Source organism: Kitasatospora sp. CB02891, from assembly GCF_002803145.1.
Classification (GTDB): Bacteria; Actinomycetota; Actinomycetes; order Streptomycetales; family Streptomycetaceae; genus Kitasatospora; species Kitasatospora griseola.
In genome coordinates this window covers 471878-491516 of record NZ_NNBO01000001.1, presented here as the reverse complement: position 1 = coordinate 491516, position 19639 = coordinate 471878, and the positions used below count along the sequence as shown (strand labels likewise).

The window sequence follows — 19639 nt, the reverse complement described above, 5'->3', positions numbered from 1 at the left end:
CCGAGGCCGAGCGTAGAGCGTCCGCCGGGCGGCGGTGGTGCGGTTGGGTCAATCCGAGCGGAGGTGCGCGGCGAGGTACGGCGCGGTCGGACCGGTCGAGGTGGCGGCGACCACCGCCGGGGTGCCCGTGGCGAGGACGCGGCCGCCGTCGGCGCCGCCGAACGGGCCGAGGTCGACGAGGTGGTCGGCGGTGGCGAGCAGCGGGAGGTGGTGCTCGGCGAGCAGCACGGTGGCGCCGGCGTCGACCAGGCGGTGCAGCTGCGCGGTGAGGACTTCGCTGTCGGCGGGGTGCAGACCGGTGGTGGGCTCGTCGAGCAGGTAGAGCGTGCGGTCGCGGCGGGCGTGGTGCAACTCCGCTGCCAGCTTGACGCGTTGGGCCTCGCCGCCGGAGAGTTCGGGCGCGGGCTGGCCGAGCCGCAGGTAGCCGAGGCCGACCTGCTGGAGGACCGTCAGGACGCGGGCCGCGGCCGGCACGTCGGCGAGGAACGGGGCCGCCGCGTCGACGGTCAGCGCGAGGACGTCGGCGATGGTGGCGCCCCGGTAGGCGATCTCCAGGGTCTGCGGGTTGTAGCGGCTGCCGTGGCAGTCCGGGCACGGGTTCCACGCGGTGGGCAGGAACAGCAGCTCCACCTCGATCGCGCCCGCGCCCTCGCAGGTCGGGCAGCGCCCCGACGCCACGTTGAACGAGAACCGCCCCGCGTCGTAGCCGCGCCGGTGGGCCTCGTCGGTGGCCGCGAACAGCTTGCGGACCACGTCCAGCAGGCCCGTGTACGTCGCCAGGTTGGAACGCGGAGTGCGGCCCAGCGGCGTCTGGTCGACCGTCACCACCCGGCCCACCGACGGGTCGGCCGCCGCCGCTTCGGCCGCCGCGCCCAGCAGGGTCGACTTGCCCGCGCCCGAGACGCCCGTCACCGCCGTCAGCACGCCCAGCGGCACGTCCACGTCGACGTCGTGCAGGTTGTGCCGGGTGACGCCGCGAAGCCGCAGCACACCCGACGGGGTGCGGCCCCGGGACGGGGGAGCGGCCGGGGGAGCGAAGAGGAAGCGGCGGGTGGCGGACCCGGCGACGTCGCGCAGGCCGTCCACCGGCCCGCTGTACAGCACCCGGCCGCCACCGGCGCCCGCGCCCGGGCCGACGTCCACCAGCCAGTCCGCGCCGCGGACGACCGCCATGTCGTGCTCCACCACGAACACCGAGTTGCCCGCGGCGCGCAGCTCGGCGAGGACCTCGCGCAGCGCCTCGGTGTCCGCCGGGTGCAGGCCCGCCGACGGCTCGTCCAGCACGTACACCACGCCGAACAGGCCCGAGCGCAACTGGGTGGCCAGGCGCAGGCGCTGGAGTTCGCCGGTGGACAGGGTGGGGGCGGCGCGGTCCAGCGAGAGGTAGCCGAGGCCGAGACGGCGCAGGGCGGCCAGGCGGTCCGCCAGGTCGGCGGTGAGCAGGCCGGTCGGGCCCTCCTGGGCGGTGAACGGGTGCAGCAGGGCGGCGAGGCGGTCGGCCGGGAGAGCGGCCAGCTCGGTGATCGGCAGGCCCGCGAACGTCACCTCCAGCGCCTCCGGACGCAGCCGGTGGCCGTGGCACACCGGGCACGGCGACTGCTCCAGGAACGCCGCCGCCTTGGCCCGGGTCGCCTCGCTGCGGGACTCGGAGAACGCTTTCAGCACCAGCCGGCGCGCACTGCTGTACTTGCCCCGGTACGGCCGCTGGACCCGGCCCGGCTCGCGCTCCGGATGGACCGTCACCACCGGCTGCTCCTCGGTGAACAGGATCCACTCGCGCTCCTGCGCGGGCAGCTCCCGCCACGGCCGGTCCAGGTCGTGGCCGAGCGCGCCCAGGATGTCCCGCAGGTTCTTGCCCTGCCACGCACCCGGCCAGGACGCGACCGCGCCCTCCCGGATGCTCAGCGACGGGTCGGGGACGAGCGAGCGCTCCGTCACCCGGTGCAGCACGCCCTGCCCGTGGCACTCCGGGCAGGCGCCGGCCGGGGTGTTCGGCGAGAACGCGTCCGAATCCAGCCGGGCCGCGCCCGCCGGGTAGTCGCCGCACCGCGACAGCAGCATCCGCAGCAGGTTCGACATGGTGGAGATGGTGCCCACCGAGGAGCGTGAGGACGGCACCGAACGGCGCTGCTCCAGCGCGACCGCCGGCGGCATCCCCGTCACCGAGTCCACCAGCGGCGCCTCCACCTGCCGCAACAGCCGGCGGGCGTACGGCGAGACCGACTCCAGGTACCGGTGCTGCGCCTCGGCGAACAGCGTCCCGAACGCCAGCGAGGACTTCCCCGATCCCGACACCCCGGTGAACGCCACCACCGCCCCGCGCGGCACCGCCACCGCCACGTCCCGCAGGTTGTGCACCCGCGCCCCGCGCACCCGCACCATGCCGTCGTCGTCGATCTCCGTGCCGTTCACCGTGCCACGCTACCCCGCGAGCGCGGCCAGGCCCGCGAGGTTGCCGAGCGCCGCGGCGAACCGGGCCTCGGTGTCGCGGGCGGTGCGGCCGTGGAGGAACAGCGCCAGCAGGCCGGTGAAACGCTCGCGCTGGACCACCCGGACCCGGCCGTCGCCGAGGTCGGTGATCAGGTACGAGTGCGCGTTGTCGAGCAGCCCGGGCACCGGGAGGCGGCCGGCCCGGGAGAGTTCACGCCCGGGGTCGACCACGGTGAGCACCGGGTGGAACGTCAGCTCCCGACCGGACGCCGTGCGCACCACCTCGGTCTGGCGGGCGCCGACGGCGAGTTCGCCCTCGACCCGGACCACCACCGGGTGCCACTGCGGGTAGCGGGCGTGGTCGGTGATCAGCTGCCAGACGCCCTCCGGGCTGCCCGGGAACTCGGCTTCGGCACTGACCTCGCAGGTGAACAGGCTCATGACGGTCTCCCCCTGGTGATTGCTTGTCGGGTGGTTCAGCGGTGGCGTGCCAAGGTGGTGTCCACCAGGGCGCGCGCGAAGCGGTCGTCGATCGGGTCGCCGCTGATCAGCACCCGGTAGTAGAGCGGGCCGACCAGCTGGTCGATGATCAGCGCCGGGTCGGCGTCGGCCGCCAGCTCGCCGCGGGCGACGGCCCGGTCGATCAGCTCGGCGGCCGCGGTGCGGCGCTGCGTCCACAAGGGGCGCAGGGCGTCGCCGAGTTCGGGGTGGCGGGTGCCGGCGGCGATCAACTCGGCCACCAGGGCCCGGGTGGCGGGCAGTCGCAGGCCGGCCGCGATCGCGGTGAGCGTGCCCGTCAGATCGGCCCGGACGTCGCCGGTCTCCCGGATCGGCGCGGTCTCGAACATGGTGGCGAAGGCGGCGACCACCAGATGGTCCTTGCTGGGCCAGCGCCGGTACACGGTGGTCCGGGCGACCTCGGCCCGGGCGGCCGCCTCGTCCAGCGCGAACCCCGCGTAGCCGCGCTCGCGCAGCAGCACCCGGGCCGCCTCCAGCACCTTGGCGTCGACGGCGGTGTCCCGCGGCCTGGCCATGTCCCCACCTCCGAGTTCCGCTACGCGTGTTTCGCAACGAGGAGGAGGCTAGCGGGGGCGGCGGCCATTACGCAACACACGTATCGGAACCGGGCTTCAGGGCGGAGCCGGGCGGTCAGCGGGCCGGCTGCCAGGGCCAGCCGACCAGGGTGGCGCGCATCAGGGTCGCGGCGGGTGACAGCCGGGCGGACTCGGACCAGTGGAGGGTGAGGGTGCGGCGGCAGGCGGCGGCATTGACGGGGAGGACGGCGAGGGGGAGGCGGGCGGCGGTCCGGCGGCCGACGGCGGGGATCAGGCCGACGCCGAGGCCGGAGCCGATCAGGTCGGCGATGGCGGCGAGTTCGTCGCTCTCGCAGATGATCCGGGGCGGGTGGCCGAGGGTGGTGAAGAGGTGGTCGAGGAGGCGGCGGTTCCAGTGGCCGGGGCGGGCGGTGATGAAGGGGAGCGGGGCGAGGTCGGCGAGGTCGACGCAGTCGCGGTCGGCCAGCGGGTGGTCCCGGGCGACGGCCAACTGCACCGGCTCGTCGAGGAGTTGGGCGCTGTGCAGGCCCTCGGTGCGGATCGGCTGGGAGGCGACGCAGAGATCGACCTCGTGCGCGCGGAGCTGACGCGTCATCAGATCGGCCGGGAGCTGCCGCAGTTCGATCTCGGCGGCCGGGTGGGCGCGCTTGTACGCGGCGAGCGGCGCGGTGAAGGTCAGGAAGGTCTCGGACGCCAGCCGGACCGAGCCGAAGCCGTGGCCCGCCGCCTCCGCGACGGCCCGGCGGCCGGCCTCCAGCTCGCCGAGGCACCGTTCCGCGTAGCCGCGGAAGAGCCGGCCCGCCTCGTTCAGGCGAAGCCGCCCGCCGCGGTCGAAGAGCGGGGTGCCGAGCTCGTCCTCCAGGCGGGCGATGGTGCGGCTCAACGAGGGTTGCGCGACCCGGAGTTCCTCGGCGGCCCGGCTCAGGTGCTCCAGCCGCGCCACCACCAGGAACTGGGTCAGTGCGTGCAGATCCATGGCCGCCCCCCGCGCTGCTCGTCCGGCCATGCCCGGAGCGGCATAACCCCATAGCAATATTGATCTTAGACGTGATAGCCGTCGGGTCATAACGTCGAGAGGGAGGCAAGTTCCGCCCGCAGCACCAGAATTGAGGGAGTTCCCGCCATGGCTGTGTCAGCCGTCCCCGAACGTACCGGCCGAAGCGGCCCCGCCGGGCAGGTGCTGCGCGTGCTGGTGGCCGTGCACACGGTGGCCGTCTACGGGCAGCCGGTGTTCGCCGGCGTCTACCTCAGCGGCTCCTACGACGGCCTCGGATGGCACCTGGCCGGGGCCAACGCCGTCACCGGCCTCGGCTACCTGCAGCTGATCGCCGCGATGGTGCTCTGGTTCCGCAGCCGGATCAGCTGGCCGCTGACCGGCACCGCGGTGGTGGTGATCGCCGAGACCGTCCAGTACTTCGCCGGACTCGACGGCACGCTCTGGCTGCACCTCCCGCTCGGCGTGGCCACCATCGTCGCGCTCACCGTCCTCACCATCGGCCTGCTGCGCACCCCGCTGCCCGGCCGTGGATCGGAGGCGGACGGTGAGTGAGCGCCGACTTCTCGTCAGCAGGCGGCAGGTGCTCGCGCTCGGCGGCGCGTTCGGACTGCTGACGGCCGGGAGCCTGGCCTCGGCCGGAGCGCTCGCCCATCGGCCCGCCGGCACGGGCAGGCTGCTGCGCAGCGCGATCGAGCTGCCGCCGGCGTTCCGGGCGCCGCTGCCGCGACCGCAGGTGCTGGCGCCGGTCTCCACCGCCGGGGGCGTCGACCGGTACGAGATCACCCAGCGGGAGACGGTCGCCGAGATCCTGCCCGGCGTGCGCACCCCGGTGTGGACGTACGGCGGCAGCTTCCCCGGCCCGACCGTCGAGGCCCGGCGCGGGCGGCCCACCGTGGTGACGCACCGCAACGAACTGCCCGTCCCCACGGTGGTCCACCTGCACGGCGGGCGCACCCCCGCCGAGTCGGACGGCTACCCCACCGACCTGGTGCTGCCCGCGAGTTGGTCCGAGCACGGCGGCGGCCACCGCGGCCATGGCGGCGGTGGGATGGCGGACCCGCGCGCCGTGCAGAGCCGCGTCGTGCGCGAGTACACCTTCCCGAACGAGCAGCGCGCCACCATGCTCTGGTACCACGACCACCGGATGGACTACACCGCCCCCGCGATCTGGCGCGGCCTGGCCGGGCTGCACATCATCCGGGACGACAGTGAGCAAGCGCTCGAACTCCCGGACGGTGAGCGGGAGTTGCCGCTGGTGATCACCGACCGGGCGTTCGCCTCCGACGGGAGCCTGACCTATCCGTCACTGTCGGACCGGCCCGGCGTCCAGGAGCCCTACACGGCCGGGGTGCTGGGCGACGTGATCCTGGTCAACGGCGCGCCGTGGCCGGTGCACGAGGTGGCGGCGGTGCGGCACCGGCTGCGGGTGCTCAACGGGTCCAACGCCCGCCACTACGAACTGGAGGCGGTCGACCCGGACGGGCGGGCGCTGGAGTTGGTGCAGATCGGCGCCGACCAAGGCCTGCTGGCCGCGCCCGTGACCCATCGCCGCCTGCCGCTCGCGCCGGCCGAACGGTACGACCTGCTGGTCGACTTCGGGTCGGTGCCGGTCGGCGGGACGGTCCGGCTGCTGAACCGGCTGGGCGGCGGGCGGACCCGGGAGGTGATGGCGTTCCGGGTGGTGCGGGCGCAGCGGGAGGACACCCGGGTGCCGCGCACCCTGGCCACCGACCTGCCGCTGTGGCGGCGGGAAGAGGCCGTCCGGACAAGGGAGTTCGCGTTCCGGGCCGGGCGGATGGGCGAGGGCCACGGCTGGCTGATCGGCGGGCGCCCGTTCGACCCGGCGCGGGCGGACGTCGGCGTCCGGCTCGGCGACCTGGAGGTGTGGCGGCTGATCGCGGACGTCCACCACCCCGTCCACCTGCACCTGGTGGGCTTCCGGATCCTGAGCCGGGGCGGCCGCGCGCCGCTGCCGCACGACGCGGGGCTGAAGGACACCGTCTCGCTGCGGCCGGGCGAGGCGGCCGAGATCATCACCCGCTTCGACGGCTACCGGGGCCGGTACCTGTTCCACTGCCACAACGCGGAGCACGAGGACATGGGGATGATGGCGAACCTGGAGGTGCGGTGAGGCGTCCCCGGGGCGAGGCGTCCGAGGACGCCGAGGGGCCGGACGAGTCGTGCCGCCGCGAGCTGACGCGCCGTCGGAGCGGGCCCGGTCAGCGGGCGTCGAGGGCGACGGGGGAGGAGGCGCCGGCGGCCAGCAGGTGGGGCCGGCCGGTGCCGTCGGCGGGGACGGACCACAGGTCGGCGGCGTGGCCGTGCCCTGCGGGCAGGGCGTACCCGAGCGTCCCGGCGTCCAGCCAGGCGGCCTGGTCGTCCATGGCGCGGGTCTCGGCGACGGGGTGTTCGCGCAGGTCGGCGAGGTCGAGGACGTAGAGGCGCCAGGGGTCGGCCGGGCCGGCGGAGACGCGTTTCATGAAGGCGACCCGGGTGCCGTCGGGGGAGAGCGACGGGCAGTCGACGTCCTCCCGCAGGGTGTGCGCCGACCAGGACCGGAGGTCGCCCTCGACCAGGTGGGTGCGGCCGCCGGTGGAGACGGTGGCGTAGAACCGGTTGTCGTCGGCGGCGAAGCTGACGCTCCAGTAGGCGACGTCGGCGGAGTGCGGGCGGGCGCCGTCGACGGTCAGCGGGATGGTCTCGATCGCCCGGACCGTGTACCCGGTGCGCAGGTCGACGATCGAGGTGCGGGTGGCGAGGCCGGCCGTGGCGTAGGAGCTGCCAGCCGCGAGGGTCGTCCAGGACAGCACCTGCCCGGACGGGGAGACCCGGGCCCGGCTCGGCAGGCCGGGCAGGGCGAAGCTCTGGAGCCGGTGGAAGTGCCGGTCGTAGACCACGGCCTCGGTGGAGGCGGGCCGGCCGGGCCTGGCGCGCAGGCACAGCGCCCGGTCGCCCGCCGCGTAGAAGCGTTCGCAGGACGGGCCGCCGACCGTCGCGGGCCCGCCGTCGGCGTGCGGGCGGTGGGCGATCCGGCCGGAGGCGGCGTCCCGGTAGTACAGGCCGGGCTCGTCCAGGGTGAAGGTGGCGTCGGCCGGGACCACCCGGTGCGAGCCGTCGCGCTGGCAGGTGTGCAGGGCGAACCCGAGCGCGGCGCCGAGCAGCGTGACCAGGACCACCACCAGCACCACCAGGCGGGCCGCCGCCGGCGGATGCTCCGTCGAATCCCGTTCGCAGTCCTCCCGCCAGTCGGCCTCCTGTGCGGTACTGGGCGCGGTCTCGGTCGTCATGAGGGATTCCCTTCGAGCAGGATGGCTCCACGAGATTAGTTGAAAGGAAAGTTTCCTACTGGTAAGTCACGAGCAGTTCGCCACCCCGAACTTCCGTGCGGGAAAGGGATGCTGACGTCGCAGCGGATTGTCGGAAAGTGTGGGTAACGGCGTTACCCATGGGATACGGTGTTACCCGTGAACACGCCCTACCAGGACGCGCAACGCCTCGGCCAGAGCGCCGTGCGGACCGCGATCCTCGACCACGCCATCGACCTCCTGGTCTCCGAGGGACCCGCCGCACTGACGATGCGTCGGATCGCCACCGGCATCGGCGCCTCGACCAAGGTCCTGTACACCATGTTCGGCGGGAAGGAGGGCCTGGCCGACGCGCTCTACCGCGAGGGGTTCGCCCGACTGCGCCGCGCCCAGCAGCAAGTGCCCCCGGCGGCCGACCCGTTGACCGTACTGAACGACCTCGGCGCCGCGTACCGGGCGCACGCCCTCGCCGAACCCGCCTACTACCGGGTGATGTTCGAGCAGGCCGTTCCCGGCTACCGGCCCGGACCGGAGGCGCTGGCCGCCGCCGACCACGCCTTCGACGCCTCGGTGGCGGCCGTCCGGGCCTGCATCGACGCGGGCGTGTTCGCGCCCGGCGACGCCCACGAGATCTCCAAGCTGCTCTGGGCGGCGGCCCACGGCGCGGTGAGCCTGGAACTCGCCGGCCACTTCCCGCCGGAGAGCGCCGTCCACCGCTTCGACGCCCTGATGGCGGCGGTCGGACAGGCGTTCCTCGCCGACCCGGACCGAGCCGCACCCGCACCCGCACCGCAACGAGGACAAGGACGCCCGGCATGACGACGACCAACCGCTACCTGACGGGCAGCTTTGCCCCGGTCGCCGAAGAGGTCACCGCCCACGACCTGCCCGTCACCGGCCGCATCCCGGCCCACCTGAACGGCCGCTACCTGCGCAACGGCCCCAACGCGCTGGGCATCGAGGACCCCGCCGCGCACATCTGGACCCTCGGCCCCGGCATGGTGCACGGCGTCCGGATCCGCGACGGCCGCGCCGAGTGGTACCGCAACCGCTGGGTGCGGTCGGGCGCCGTCGCCGACCACCTCGGCGAGCCGCGCCGCGGCACCCCCGTCGACCCGCGGCTGGACTTCGCCCCGAACGTCCAGGTCGCGGGCCTGGCCGGCCGCACCTTCGCGCTGATCGAGGGCGGCATCCGCCCCTACGAACTCGGCTACGAACTCGACACCCTGGGCCCTTGCGACCTCGGCGCCACCCCCGAGGGCTACAGCGCCAACGCGCACTCCGTCCTCGACCCGCACACCCGGGAACTGCACGCGCTCGCGTTCCGGTACGGCTCCGACCACGTCCAGCACATCGTGCTGGACCAGTGCGGCGCCGTCCGGCACACCACGCTGATCCACACCCCCGGCAGCCCGTACATGCACGACTTCGCGCTGACCGAGCACCATGTCGTGCTGTTCGACGCCCCCGTCGTGTTCAGCCCCGCCCACCTGCCCACCGGCGTCCCGTTCAACTGGGACGACACCCACCGGGCGCGGGTCGGCGTCATGCCGCGCAGCGGCGGGCCGGTGCGCTGGTTCGAGGTCGCCCCCTGCCTGGTCGGCCACACCCTCAACGCCTACGAGGACGGCGCCGAACTGGTCGTCGACGTGGTCCGGCACCCCGAGGGCTTCGCCATCCGCGACTTCGGCCGCAGCCGCCCCACCCTGGACCGCTGGCGGATCGACCTGGCCGCCGGGAAGATCCGCGAGGAGCGGCTGGACGACCGCACCCAGGAGTTCCCGCGCGTCGACCCCCGCCGGGTCGGCCGCCCGTACCGCTACGGGTACGCCGCCGCGGCCGAGCTGTACGCCGCACCCACCGGCCCCGACGACCCGCGCCCGAACGAGGGCTTCAGCAGCGCGCTGCTCAAGCACGACCTGCTGCGCGGCACCGTCGAGGCCCACGAGTTCGGCCGGTTCGGGGCGGTCGGCGAGGGCGTGTTCGTCCCCGCCGAATCGCCCGCCGCCGAGGACGACGGCTACCTGATGGCGTACGCCCACAACCCCGAACGCGGCGCGGCCGACCTGGTGATCCTCGCCGCGCAGGACTTCACCGGCGAACCCGTCGCCCGGATCCACCTGCCCGTCCGGGTCCCGCTCGGCCTGCACGGCAACTGGGTGCCCGACGGGCCGTCAGCGCGCTGACGGGGCACCGGCCTTCGGAACCTTCGCACCCGCCGGCGTGCCCGTGCCCGCGTGCGCATGGGCGGGCGGGGGAACGTGCCGGGTCGGCGCGGGCAGCGTGGCGTGGCGTCGGCGCTCGCGGTGCAGCTCGACGTGGACGGCGACCTTGGCGCGCAGTGCCCACGGGTCGACCGGCTTCGGGATGAAGTCGACCGCGCCCGCCGCGTAGCCGCGCATCGAATGGTCCGGGTCGGTGCCGATCGCGGTGACGAAGATGATCGGGATGTCGCGGGTACGGGCCCGGCGCTTGATGTGCGCGGCGGTCTCGTAGCCGTCCATCCCCGGCATCTGCACATCCAGCAGGATCACCGCGAAGTCGTCCGGCTCCAGCAGCGCCCGCAGCGCGTCCGGGCCCGACTCGGCCCGCACCAGCCGGTGCCCGTGCGGCCCGAGGACGGCCTCCAGCACCATCAGGTTGTCCGGCCGGTCGTCCACCAGCAGCACCTTCGGCGGCAGGCCCTCCTCCAGCGGGCGCACGGCCGGCGCCCGGACGTCCGCGAGGCCCTGCTGCTGCTCCACCAGGGCGAGTTGACGCTCGAAAAGGTCGCAGCGGGTCTCCGCGCACGCCGCCCGGTCCCGGGCCCGGGCCAGCTCCTCCGCCAGCCGGTCCACCTCGCGGGCCAGCGCGTCGCGCTCCGCGAGCAGCGTGCTGCGGTCCGGGGGAGCGGTGGCGTCCGACGGCGCGGGCGGTTCGTCGCGGCCCGGCGGCTCGGCGTGGCCCGGCGGCTCGGCGTGGTCCGGCGGCTCGGCGTGGTCCGACGGTTCTGTGCGGCCCGGCGGTGGGACGCGGTCCGCGGGCGCCGGCGGTGCGGGCAGCAGCGGGCGGGACTCCAGGCGGACCAGCCGGGCGTCCAGGTCGGCGATGGTCTGCCGGGTGTCGTCCAGCGCCTGGTCGAGCTGCTCCTCGCGCGCGCCCGCCCGGCGGGCCTCCCGGTCGGCCGCCTGCAACTGGCCCTCCAACTGCTGGACCGCCCGGCCGATCGACGCCGCCGTGCGCAGCGCCGCCTGGTGCCGACGGCGCAGCCGGTCCAGCGCCGACGGGTCGAGCCTGGTCCCGCAGTCCTCGTCGAGGTGGTGCAGCAGCTCCTCGACGAACTGCCAGGGCGCGATCCGCGACCCGGACAGGTACCGGGACAGCGTGCCCGGATTGAGGTAGCAGCGGGTCGCGTACCGGCGCACCGAGATCCCGAGCTCCAGGAAGAGCTCCCGCAGTGTCTCGGCGAACTCCCGGCACTCCCTGTTCAGTTCACGGTCCAGCGGCTGCAGCCCGCCGTCCCGGACAGGCCCTGCCATCACGCTCCGCACCCCCGTCGGCCGTTCATCGGTCCGCCGGGTCGCCATGTACGCCGCACCCGAATCCTCCACCCGTACCCGCCGGACATCACCGTCCGGTCGCGCCAACCCCGGCCGCCGCTGCGCCGGGGTGGACAGCAGCATGCCGGATCGCGAGGGTGTTGCGCGCCCCGCAACGCGCAGACGCGCCGGACGGCCGCTCAACCGCAACGGCTTTGGCGTTCACCCGATCTGACGTTCCCTCAGTTGAGTGAAAGAGGAGCCGTTCGGGAACGTCCGGCCGGTTCAGGTGCTGGGGCGGCGGGAGAGGGGTCTTGGCAGGTGGCCTAGAGATAGTTGAACATATAACCACATGAGTCGCGTGCCGTCGCGCCCGTCCGACAAGGAGACCGCCATGCCTGTTCCCGGTCAGAAGAGCCTCACCGCCGCCGTCGCCACCGGGGCCGCCCTGCTGCTGGGCGCGGCGCTCGCCCAGCCCGCCGCCGCCGTCGACCTGCCGCACTCGGCCGTCGCCTACTTCGCCGCGGACGCCGACCTGACGGGCGCCCGGTTCACCGTCGACACCGGCGCGGGCTGCCACAACCTGCCCGCCGCGGCGAAGTCCGCCGTCAACTTCACCACGGCGAACGTCACGGTGTACTTCAACGCCGACTGCCGCACCGGAGCGCCCGGCCGGACCGGCGACCTCGCCTACGGGCTGGGCAGCCTGCACTGGGCCAACTTCCCCTACCAGGCGCTCAGTTACCGCGTCAGCGGCTGATCCTGCCGGGCACGGGAAGCCGGGCCGGCTCCCCGTGCGGGTGGCAGCGCGTCAGTCGCGGAGGAAGCCCTCCAGGGACGCCGCGAGGGCGACCGGGGTCTCGTACATCGGGTAGTGGCCGCTGCCGCCCAGCTCCTCCAGTTCGGCGTTGGGGTAGTGGGTGAGGAAGGTGCCGCGCATCACGTCCGCGGTGAGGGCCAGGTCGTGCTCGCCGACGATCACCTTGACCGGCACCGGGTTGCCGCTGATCCGGCTCTCCAGGTCGGCCGTCGCCCAGTCGCGGACGTAGCCGCCGAAGGCCTCGGGGGCGGACAGCCGCAGCGACTGGTCGACCATGCGGTCCAGCCAGACCCGGCCGGCCCGCTGCCCGGTGACCAGGTCGAGGATCGCCAGGCGCTTGCCCCGGTCCTCGGCGGCGCCGTAGAACAGCGCCTCGCCCGCCTCGTCCAGCGGGTACGCCCCGGCCGGCACCGGGGCCAGGCCGACCAGCTTCCGCACCCGCGACGGCGCCTCGGCGAGCACCTGCTGGGCCGCCTTCCCGCCCATCGAGTGGCCGACCAGGGAGAACCGGTCCCAGCCGAGCTGGTCGGCCAGGGCGAGCGCGTCGGCGGCGATCTCGGCGAGCGTGTACGCGCCGGGAACGTCCTGGCGCTGCCCGTAGCCGCGGTAGTCGAGGAAGGCGTAGCTGAACGCGTCCCCGTCGAGGTAGTCGAGGAACGGGCCCCAGCCGGCGCTGGTGCCGAACCAGTCGTGGAGGACCAGGACGTGGTGGTCGCCGGCGCCGATCGAGAGGTGAGGAATCGTCATGCCCTCGGTCGTTCCCCGTGAACCGCCCGCCCGAACGGGCAGTTCACGACGGCTCGCCCACTCGGTCTCGGCGCGGCGGACAACCGCTGCCGCGCTAGACGTTGACCGCCTTCCAGGCCGCGGCCACCGCGTTGTACTCCGGGGCGCCGTACAGGTCGAGCGTCGCCCTGAGCGTCGCGGAGCGGGCGTTCGCGTAGGTGGTGGTGGAGGTGAAGTAGACCGTCAGCGCGCGGTACCAGATCGCGGCGGCCTTGTCGCGGCCGATGCCGACGAGCGTCGAGCCGTCCGCCGTCGGGCTGTTGTAGCTCACGCCGTTGACCACCTTCGCGCCGCTGCCCTCGGACAGCAGGTAGAAGAAGTGGTTGGCGACGCCCGAGGAGTAGTGCGGGTCGAGGCCGCCGATGCCCGGGTACCAGAAGTCCTTCGAGTAGCCGTCCCTGGACGGCCGGTCCAGGTAGCGCACCGGGGTGCCGTTGCCCGCGAGGTCGAGCTTCTCGGCGATCAGGTAGTCCGGCGGGTCGGCCGGCAGGCCGGCGTACCACTCGATCATGGTCCCGAAGATGTCCGAGGTGGCCTCGTCGAGACCGCCCGCCTCGCCGGAGTACACCAGCCCGGCGGTGGCCGAGGTGACGCCGTGGGCCAGCTCGTGGCCGGCCACGTCCAACTCGGTCATCGGCTTGCTGCCGCTCGGGCCGTCGCCGTAGCTGATGCAGAAGCAGGTGTCGTCCCAGAACAGGTCCATGAGGTTGCTGCCGTAGTGGACCCGGCTGGTGATGCCGACGCCGTTGCCCCTGAGGCCGACCCGGCCGAAGGTGTTCTTGAAGTAGTCCCAGGTCGCGGCCGCGTCGAACTGGGCGTCCACGGCGGCCGACTGGCGGTTGGACGGGAGGCCGTTGCCCCAGATGTTGGTGGTGCTGGTGAACAGCGCGTTCTTGTTGCCCGCGTCGACGGTGGACTGGTTGCCCCGGGTGGCGTCCTTCAGCTGGTAGGTCGCCCCGGTCTGCGTGGTGGTCAGGGTGACGGCGCCGACCTGGACGCCGGTGCCGGTGCCCGTCGCGGCCCGGATGCCGTCGTCACCGGCCAGCACCGCGCCGGTGGCCGCGTCCGTGATCAGCCGCCGGCTGCTGGGCACTCCGTCGGTGCGCACGCCCTCCACCACCGTCCGGTAGGCCAGCCGCGGGCTGCCGCCGCCGGCCCAGACCACCAGCTGCGCCGCGCCGGTCGCACCGACCTGCGCGAGCGCCGCCCCCTCCCCGCCGGCCGTCCCGAGCGTGCCCCGGAGGGCGTCCGCCGCCCCCGTGGCGGCCTGGTCGGCGGAGAGCTTCGGGGCGAGGCTCGGCAGCGACAACCGCCCCGCGAAGGCCCGGTCGACGGAGGTGATCGAACCGTCGGCCCGCTGGTGCACGACCAGGTCGCCGCCGACGACGGGCAGGCCCGCGAAGGTCCGCTCGTAGCGCAGATGACGGTCGCCGTCGGCGTCCACCACCGCGTCCTTGACGATCAGGCGTTCCTGGCCGCCCAGCGCCAGTGCCCCGGCGATCGGGGCGGCCTGGGCCCCGGCCAGCGAGAGCAGGGCGTCGCGTTGCTGCCCCACCGACGGCACACCCGCCTGCGCGGGGGCGGCGCCCACCTGGACGACGCCCGCCAGCAGGGCGGCGGCGGAGAGTACGGCTCCGGCTGTCAGCTTTCGCTTCACGTGCGGGGTCCCTTCCACGAAACCGCAGGTGCGCGGTCGCGCCGCGCACCGGGGCGCCGGGCTTGGCACCGTGGGGCGGTACGGGCGCTGACGTGCTGCTCCCGTGCGAACCTCGACGGCCCGTCAGGGTGCGTGGGGGACGGCGCCGCCGAACGGGACGGGAGTTGGCCAGTAGCATGACAATGCGTAGGGTGAAGTGACAGGTTCCCTCCGCATATTGGCCAACTCCCGCCACCGGACCGGGGGAGGTTGCCCGCCTGCCGGTCATGTCCCGCTATCGCCCCGTTCGCCGCGCTGGCGGGATCCCGCCAGCGGCCGTCCCCTTGCCGCCTCCCGCACCGCCTGCTAACGCTGCTGCACCCTCGGAGGTTCTGAACTCGCCCACTGGAACCGGGCGTTGTCGTTCACGTCGCCGCTCGCGGCCGCCGATCCATGGCCGGTCGCCTCCTTCATGGTCTGCTCGATCCACTTCGCGTACGCGGGCGCGCTGGTGTACAGGCCCGGCCCGCCCGAGCACGGGACGCCCGGGGCGCCGGGACCCGAGGTGACGCCGACCAGCTCCCAACGACCGTTCCGGGCCTTCTGGAGCTGAGGGCCGCCGGAGTCGCCGTTGCAGGCCATGGCGTCGGCCTTCCGGCTGATCGTGCAGAGCCGGTTCGAGTTCGCCCAGCCCGGGGCGCACTCGGAGACGGCGCCGATCCGGGTGCTCAGCTCCCGGAGCTGCTCCGAGAAGGCGAATTGGCCGTCCACGGTGCTGCCGAAGCCCAGCAGGCGGGTCGGAGTGCCCGGCCGCCCCGCCTCGCCCGCGATCCCGACGGGCTGCTGGGCGACCGGCCGGTCGAGCCGGATCAACGCGAGATCGTCCTTGTTGGGCCCCGCCCCCTCGCCGTTCAGATAACCCGGGTGCACGAACGTCCGGTCGATCCGCCGGACGGTCCCGCCCGACGTCCGGTGGTCACTGCCGATCCGCACCGTGCCGTCCAGCTCGATGGCCTCGCCCGTCACGCAGTGCGCCGCCGTCAGCACCCACTGACGGTCGATCAGCGAGCCGCCGCAGCTGCCGTCGAGCAGGCCGTAGTCCGGCGCCGCCATCGGGATCACCGCCATGAACGGGTAACTCTCGGTCGCGGCACCGCCGTTGACGATGGCCCCGGCGCTCCCGGCCAGGACGGTGGTGCAGGCGAGCGCAGCGAGAGCGCCGGCGGTGCCCAGACGGGCCGCGCGGCGGCGGGACGGCTTCAGGTTGAACACGGAGAGTGCCTTCCGTTCGGGAATGCGTCTGGGTTCAGCCTGCGTTGTCCGTGATCCACTGCGCGATGGTGGCAGCAGGTGGACTCGCAGTGGGGCCACCGGCCCGGTGACCGGTGGGGCTGTCCCCCCACCGGAGTCGGCGGCCGGCGGTCTACGCTGTTGTCCGCCCCGTGGACCGAGGAGTCGTTGTGGCGGACATGTACGCCGTGCTGATCTGCGACAACGTGCCCAACGCCGTGGTGCTGACCCGTTCCGGGCCGCATGCGATCGAGGTCGTGAAAGTGCTGCGCCGATGGACCGGGCTGGCCCTGTGGGACAGCAGACTGCTCCTGGACCGCCTCCCGGCTACCATCCTCGAAGACGTCACGCGGGAGACGGCCGAAGCCGCGGTCCGCGAACTCCTCGAAGCCGGAGCCGAGGCCGAAGTGCGACCGTAGGCGCCCGACTGCTCCGGGTGGTCCGGCAGATCCATCCGTGCCGCAGGGCGGAGCACGTACCGTGCGGAGGAGAGGCCGCTGTCCTCGGCGGGCCCACTGGACAGCTCATGCTCGATTCATCGACTCCGGAGACCCGACCATGGCATGGCTTCGCTCACTGCCCCCGCAGGCGGTCTGGCACGACACCGGCACACGCGTTTTCCCCTGCGCGGCCCGGCTCGACGGGCACTGGTGGGTCCTGCGACTCAACGACTTTCCCGAGCATCCGCTCCTCACCCTGTTCGTCGACGCGGAGGTCGTCGGCGACCTGGAGGACAGCCAAGCCGTCTGGCGATCGGCACCCCGTGCGCGGGCGACTGGTGCACCTGCAGCATCCTCACCGACGAGTACGTGGCCCGGCACCGCACCCCCTCGTGAACGGCCGCGGCCCGGTCCTCCTCGGTCCGCTGGACTTCCAGTACCCCGGCTCGTGCGCGGAGGCATCGCTGCTATCGGGGAAGTCGGCGGCCACCCGACCGGTGCGCAGCTTCCCCTCGAACTCCTCCTCGGCGGTGACCAGGCCCTGGCTACACCCGGGTGCTGAATCCAGCGGTCAGGCTCCGGTGTCGGTCCAGGCACGGCCGAGGGCCGACACCTCGCTGTCGGTCAGGGGCAGGTCGGCCGAAGCGAGGTTGGTTGTCAGGTGGTCGATGCTGGTGGTGCCCGGGATCGGGACGACGGCGGGGGAGAGGTGGAGGAGCCAGGCCAGGGCGAGTTGGGCCGGGGTGGTGCGGTGGGCCGCGGCGGTGGACGCGAGGGGGCCGTCGTGCCGGGCGAGTTGTCCGACGCCGAGGGGGAAGAACGGGATGAACCCGATGCCGGCCTCGGTGCAGTGGTCGAGCGTGTCCCGGTAGCGCTGGCGGGTGAGGTTGAAGACGTTCTGCACGGCGGCGATGTCGGTGACGGCCCGCGCCCGTTCGATCTCCTCGACGTCGACCTCGGACAGCCCGATGTGGCGGATCTTGCCTTCGGTGCGGAGTTCGGCGAGGGCGCCGACTTGGTCCTCCAGCGGGACGAGTGGGTCGATGCGGTGCAGGTGGTAGAGGTCGAGGCAGTCGAGCCGGAGCCGACGCAGGCTCATCTCGACGCACTGGCGCAGGTATTCGGGACGGCCGACGGCGTGCCACCGGTCGGGGCCCTGCCGGATCAGGCCGCCTTTGGTGGAGATCACCAGGTCGGACGGATAGGGATGGAGGGTCTCGGCGACGAGTTCCTCGCCGACGTGCGGGCCGTACGCGTCGGCGGTGTCGATGAGCCGTACCCCGAGGTCCACGGCCCGGCGCAGGACGGCGACGGCCGCGTCGCGGTCAGCGGGCGGGCCCCAGATGCCGGGGCCGGTCATGCGCATGGTCCCGAGTCCGAGGCGGGGGACGGTCAGTTCGCCGCCGAAGGTGAAGGTGTCCACGGGCAGACCGGCTCCTGGGTGAGGGAGTGGTGCGGTGGCGGCCGACTCTAACGCCGGCCGGTCGCGTTCTCGACCGGTTTTCCGTTGCGTCAGACGTCGCGCCGTCGGACCAGGAGGGCCGCCGTGCCGAGGAGGACGGTCAGGTGGAGGGCGCAGGTGGGGAGGGCGGTGGCGGATGGGGCGTGGTTGGGGGTGGTGACGGTGGCGGTCATGGATTCGAAGGCGGTCTGGAGGGTCCACCGGGCGGCCCGGTCGCTGATCGTGCCGAGCAGGGGCGGGAGGACGAAGAACAGGCCGAAGAGGAGGGCGACGGCGCCGGCCGGGCGGCGGACGATGAAGCCGAGGGCGAGGCCGGTCAGGGCGAGGACGGCGAAGAAGAGGCCGGTCTGCAGGACGGCGCGGAGCACGCCGGGGGCGCCGAGGGGGACGTCGAGGTGGCGGGCGGCCAGTTGGGCCTGGCCGAGGAAGTAGGTGGTGAAGGAGAGGAGTTGGCCGCAGGCGAGGGCGAGGAGGCCGGTGGTGAGGACCTTGGCGGTGAAGACCTGGCGGCGGCGCGGGGTGGCGGTGAAGGTGGTGCGGATCAGGCCGGTGCCGTACTCGGTGGAGGCGGAGAGGACGCCCAGGGTGCCGACGGCCAGGACGGCGAGGTAGAAGCCCCCGCTGAAGCCGTAGCGGACCGGATCGAAGGTCGCGCGCCGCTCGGGCGTCCAGGAGTCCCAGGCGTCGGCGGCGGACGCCGCGTCGAGGGTGCCGACCAGGACAGCGGTCGCGGCGGCGAGCAGCAGCGTGAGGTAGGTGGAGCGGACGGTGCGGAGCTTGATCCACTCGGAGGCGAGGGCTCCGCGGGTGGTGAGGGCGGTCACGGGGTGCGGGTCCTGTCTGTCGTGGCGGTGCCGAACTCGACCGCGGTGCCGGTGATCTCCATGAAGGCCTCCTCCAACGAGGCGGTACGGTGGGTGAGTTCGTGGACGCCGATCCCGGCGCCCGCGGCGAGTTCACCGATCGTGCGCGGGTCCAGGCCGGTGACCGCCAGCGCGCCCCCGTCCTCGCGGCGGACCGAGGCGCCGCCGTCGGCCAGCACGCGGGCCAGGCGTTCGGGCGCGGAGCAGCGGACCAGCACGTCGGTGCGGGCGGCGGCCGCGAGGAAGTCGGCCGTCGGGGTGTCGGTGATCAGCCGGCCGCGGCCGATCACGATCAGGTGGTCGGCGGTGAGCGCCATCTCGCTCATCAGGTGCGAGGAGACCAGCACGGTGCGCCCCTCGGCCGCCAGGTCGCGCATCAGGGTGCGGATCCAGTGGATGCCCTCGGGGTCAAGGCCGTTGACCGGTTCGTCGAGCAGCAGCACCTCGGGGTCGCCGAGCAGCGCGGCGGCGATGCCCAGGCGCTGCTTCATGCCCAGCGAGAAGCTGCCGACCCTCCGGCGCGCGGCGGACGCCAGCCCGGTCGCGTCCAGCACCTCGGTCACCCGCCGGGCCGGGAGTCGGTTGCTCGCCGCGACGGCCGCGAGGTGGCTGCGGGCGCTGCGCCCGGGGTGGGCGGCGTCGGCGTCCAGCAGCGCGCCGACCCGCCGCAGCGGATCAGGTAGCTCCCGGTACGGCCGGCCCTGCACCAACGCCCGTCCTGCGCTGGGCCGTTCGAGGCCCAGGATCATGCGCAGGGTGGTGGACTTGCCCGCGCCGTTGGGCCCGAGGAAGCCGGTGACCCGGCCGGGTGCGACGGTGAAGGTCAGACCGTCCACCGCCGTCCTCGGTCCGTACCGGCGGCTGAGCTCGCGGATCTCGATCAAGGGAACGCTCCAGGGTGTCGACTGCTGCGGTGCGACTCAGCGTGCCCGCGGTCCGCAGCCGTCGTCGTCGGGCCGCGGCCGGAGCGGTCGGCGGCCGCCTACGACCGCGGTCATAGACCGCGGGACGGATGACCGGCGCCGGGCGGCGTCACT

General features: G+C 73.8%; 18 protein-coding genes. 6 read left to right on the top strand and 12 right to left on the bottom strand.

The genetic code is table 11. The features are described 5' to 3' along the window. Nucleotides 1-48 precede the first annotated feature (48 nt). The 4 genes from CG736_RS02280 to CG736_RS02265 form a co-directional block, all read right to left on the bottom strand. Nucleotides 49-2382, bottom strand: a complete 2334-nt coding sequence (locus CG736_RS02280) for an excinuclease ABC subunit UvrA (protein ID WP_100585008.1) — start codon at nt 2380-2382, stop codon at nt 49-51. Nucleotides 2383-2421: 39 nt separating this feature from the next. Next, nucleotides 2422-2871, bottom strand: coding sequence for an SRPBCC domain-containing protein (locus CG736_RS02275; protein WP_100584426.1), 450 nt, complete (start codon nt 2869-2871; stop codon nt 2422-2424). A gap of 35 nt (nt 2872-2906) precedes the next feature. Then, nucleotides 2907-3464 carry a TetR-like C-terminal domain-containing protein gene (locus CG736_RS02270; RefSeq protein ID WP_100584425.1) on the bottom strand — a complete coding sequence of 186 codons (558 nt, stop codon included), beginning with the start codon at nt 3462-3464 and terminating at the stop codon, nt 2907-2909. 115 nt (nt 3465-3579) lie between these two features. Continuing rightward, nucleotides 3580-4461, bottom strand: coding sequence for a LysR family transcriptional regulator (locus CG736_RS02265; RefSeq protein WP_100584424.1), 882 nt, complete (start codon nt 4459-4461; stop codon nt 3580-3582). Nucleotides 4462-4608: 147 nt separating this feature from the next. On the opposite strand from CG736_RS02265, the gene CG736_RS02260 reads away from it, so the two are divergent. After that, the gene (locus tag CG736_RS02260; RefSeq protein WP_100584423.1) at nt 4609-5034 is read left to right on the top strand and encodes a hypothetical protein; all 426 of its coding nucleotides are present in this window, start codon (nt 4609-4611) and stop codon (nt 5032-5034) included. Continuing rightward, the gene (locus CG736_RS02255; RefSeq protein ID WP_232733736.1) at nt 5027-6613 is read left to right on the top strand and encodes a multicopper oxidase family protein; all 1587 of its coding nucleotides are present in this window, start codon (nt 5027-5029) and stop codon (nt 6611-6613) included. Before CG736_RS02260 ends, CG736_RS02255 begins: the two co-directional genes overlap by 8 nt. Before the next feature lie 88 nt (nt 6614-6701). Here CG736_RS02255 and CG736_RS02250 read toward each other — a convergent pair whose 3' ends face one another. Further along, nucleotides 6702-7769, bottom strand: a complete 1068-nt coding sequence (locus CG736_RS02250; protein WP_232733735.1) for a hypothetical protein — start codon at nt 7767-7769, stop codon at nt 6702-6704. Between the two features lie 177 nt (nt 7770-7946). Between CG736_RS02250 and CG736_RS02245 the strand changes: the two genes are divergently transcribed. Both CG736_RS02245 and CG736_RS02240 read left to right on the top strand, forming a co-directional pair. Beyond that, complete coding sequence (locus CG736_RS02245) at nt 7947-8606, top strand: TetR/AcrR family transcriptional regulator (RefSeq protein ID WP_100584421.1); 660 nt, start codon at nt 7947-7949, stop codon at nt 8604-8606. Continuing rightward, nucleotides 8603-9973 (top strand): carotenoid oxygenase family protein, encoded by a 1371-nt coding sequence (locus CG736_RS02240; protein WP_100584420.1) that lies wholly within the window; start codon nt 8603-8605, stop codon nt 9971-9973. The genes CG736_RS02245 and CG736_RS02240 overlap by 4 nt, the downstream gene beginning before the upstream one ends. Here the strand turns inward: CG736_RS02240 and CG736_RS02235 are convergent. Next, nucleotides 9962-11305: a response regulator gene (locus CG736_RS02235; protein WP_100584419.1), complete on the bottom strand. Its 1344-nt coding sequence runs from the start codon at nt 11303-11305 to the stop codon at nt 9962-9964. The genes CG736_RS02240 and CG736_RS02235 overlap by 12 nt on opposite strands. 394 nt (nt 11306-11699) lie before the next feature. Between CG736_RS02235 and CG736_RS02230 the strand changes: the two genes are divergently transcribed. Further along, nucleotides 11700-12065 (top strand): hypothetical protein, encoded by a 366-nt coding sequence (locus CG736_RS02230; RefSeq protein WP_100584418.1) that lies wholly within the window; start codon nt 11700-11702, stop codon nt 12063-12065. A 51-nt stretch (nt 12066-12116) separates the two neighbouring features. Here CG736_RS02230 and CG736_RS02225 read toward each other — a convergent pair whose 3' ends face one another. The 3 genes from CG736_RS02225 to CG736_RS02215 form a co-directional block, all read right to left on the bottom strand. Further along, complete coding sequence (locus CG736_RS02225) at nt 12117-12872, bottom strand: alpha/beta fold hydrolase (protein WP_100584417.1); 756 nt, start codon at nt 12870-12872, stop codon at nt 12117-12119. A 94-nt stretch (nt 12873-12966) separates the two neighbouring features. Continuing rightward, a complete protein-coding gene (locus CG736_RS02220) occupies nt 12967-14568 on the bottom strand; it encodes a M4 family metallopeptidase (protein ID WP_100584416.1) in 1602 nt (533 codons plus the stop codon). Nucleotides 14569-14913: 345 nt separating this feature from the next. Continuing rightward, nucleotides 14914-15819, bottom strand: a complete 906-nt coding sequence (locus CG736_RS02215; RefSeq protein WP_100584415.1) for a trypsin-like serine protease — start codon at nt 15817-15819, stop codon at nt 14914-14916. A gap of 197 nt (nt 15820-16016) precedes the next feature. Here CG736_RS02215 and CG736_RS02210 point away from each other — a divergent pair, with 197 nt between their 5' ends. Next, nucleotides 16017-16256 carry a ribosomal protein L7/L12 gene (locus CG736_RS02210; RefSeq protein ID WP_232733812.1) on the top strand — a complete coding sequence of 80 codons (240 nt, stop codon included), beginning with the start codon at nt 16017-16019 and terminating at the stop codon, nt 16254-16256. Nucleotides 16257-16848: 592 nt separating this feature from the next. Here the strand turns inward: CG736_RS02210 and CG736_RS02205 are convergent. From CG736_RS02205 to CG736_RS02195, 3 genes are all read right to left on the bottom strand, one after another. Beyond that, nucleotides 16849-17700, bottom strand: coding sequence for an aldo/keto reductase (locus tag CG736_RS02205; protein ID WP_255418978.1), 852 nt, complete (start codon nt 17698-17700; stop codon nt 16849-16851). A gap of 89 nt (nt 17701-17789) precedes the next feature. Then, nucleotides 17790-18563 carry an ABC transporter permease gene (locus CG736_RS35830; RefSeq protein WP_157815362.1) on the bottom strand — a complete coding sequence of 258 codons (774 nt, stop codon included), beginning with the start codon at nt 18561-18563 and terminating at the stop codon, nt 17790-17792. Beyond that, nucleotides 18560-19486, bottom strand: a complete 927-nt coding sequence (locus CG736_RS02195) for an ABC transporter ATP-binding protein (protein WP_100584413.1) — start codon at nt 19484-19486, stop codon at nt 18560-18562. The genes CG736_RS35830 and CG736_RS02195 overlap by 4 nt, the downstream gene beginning before the upstream one ends. Nucleotides 19487-19639: the final 153 nt, after the last annotated feature.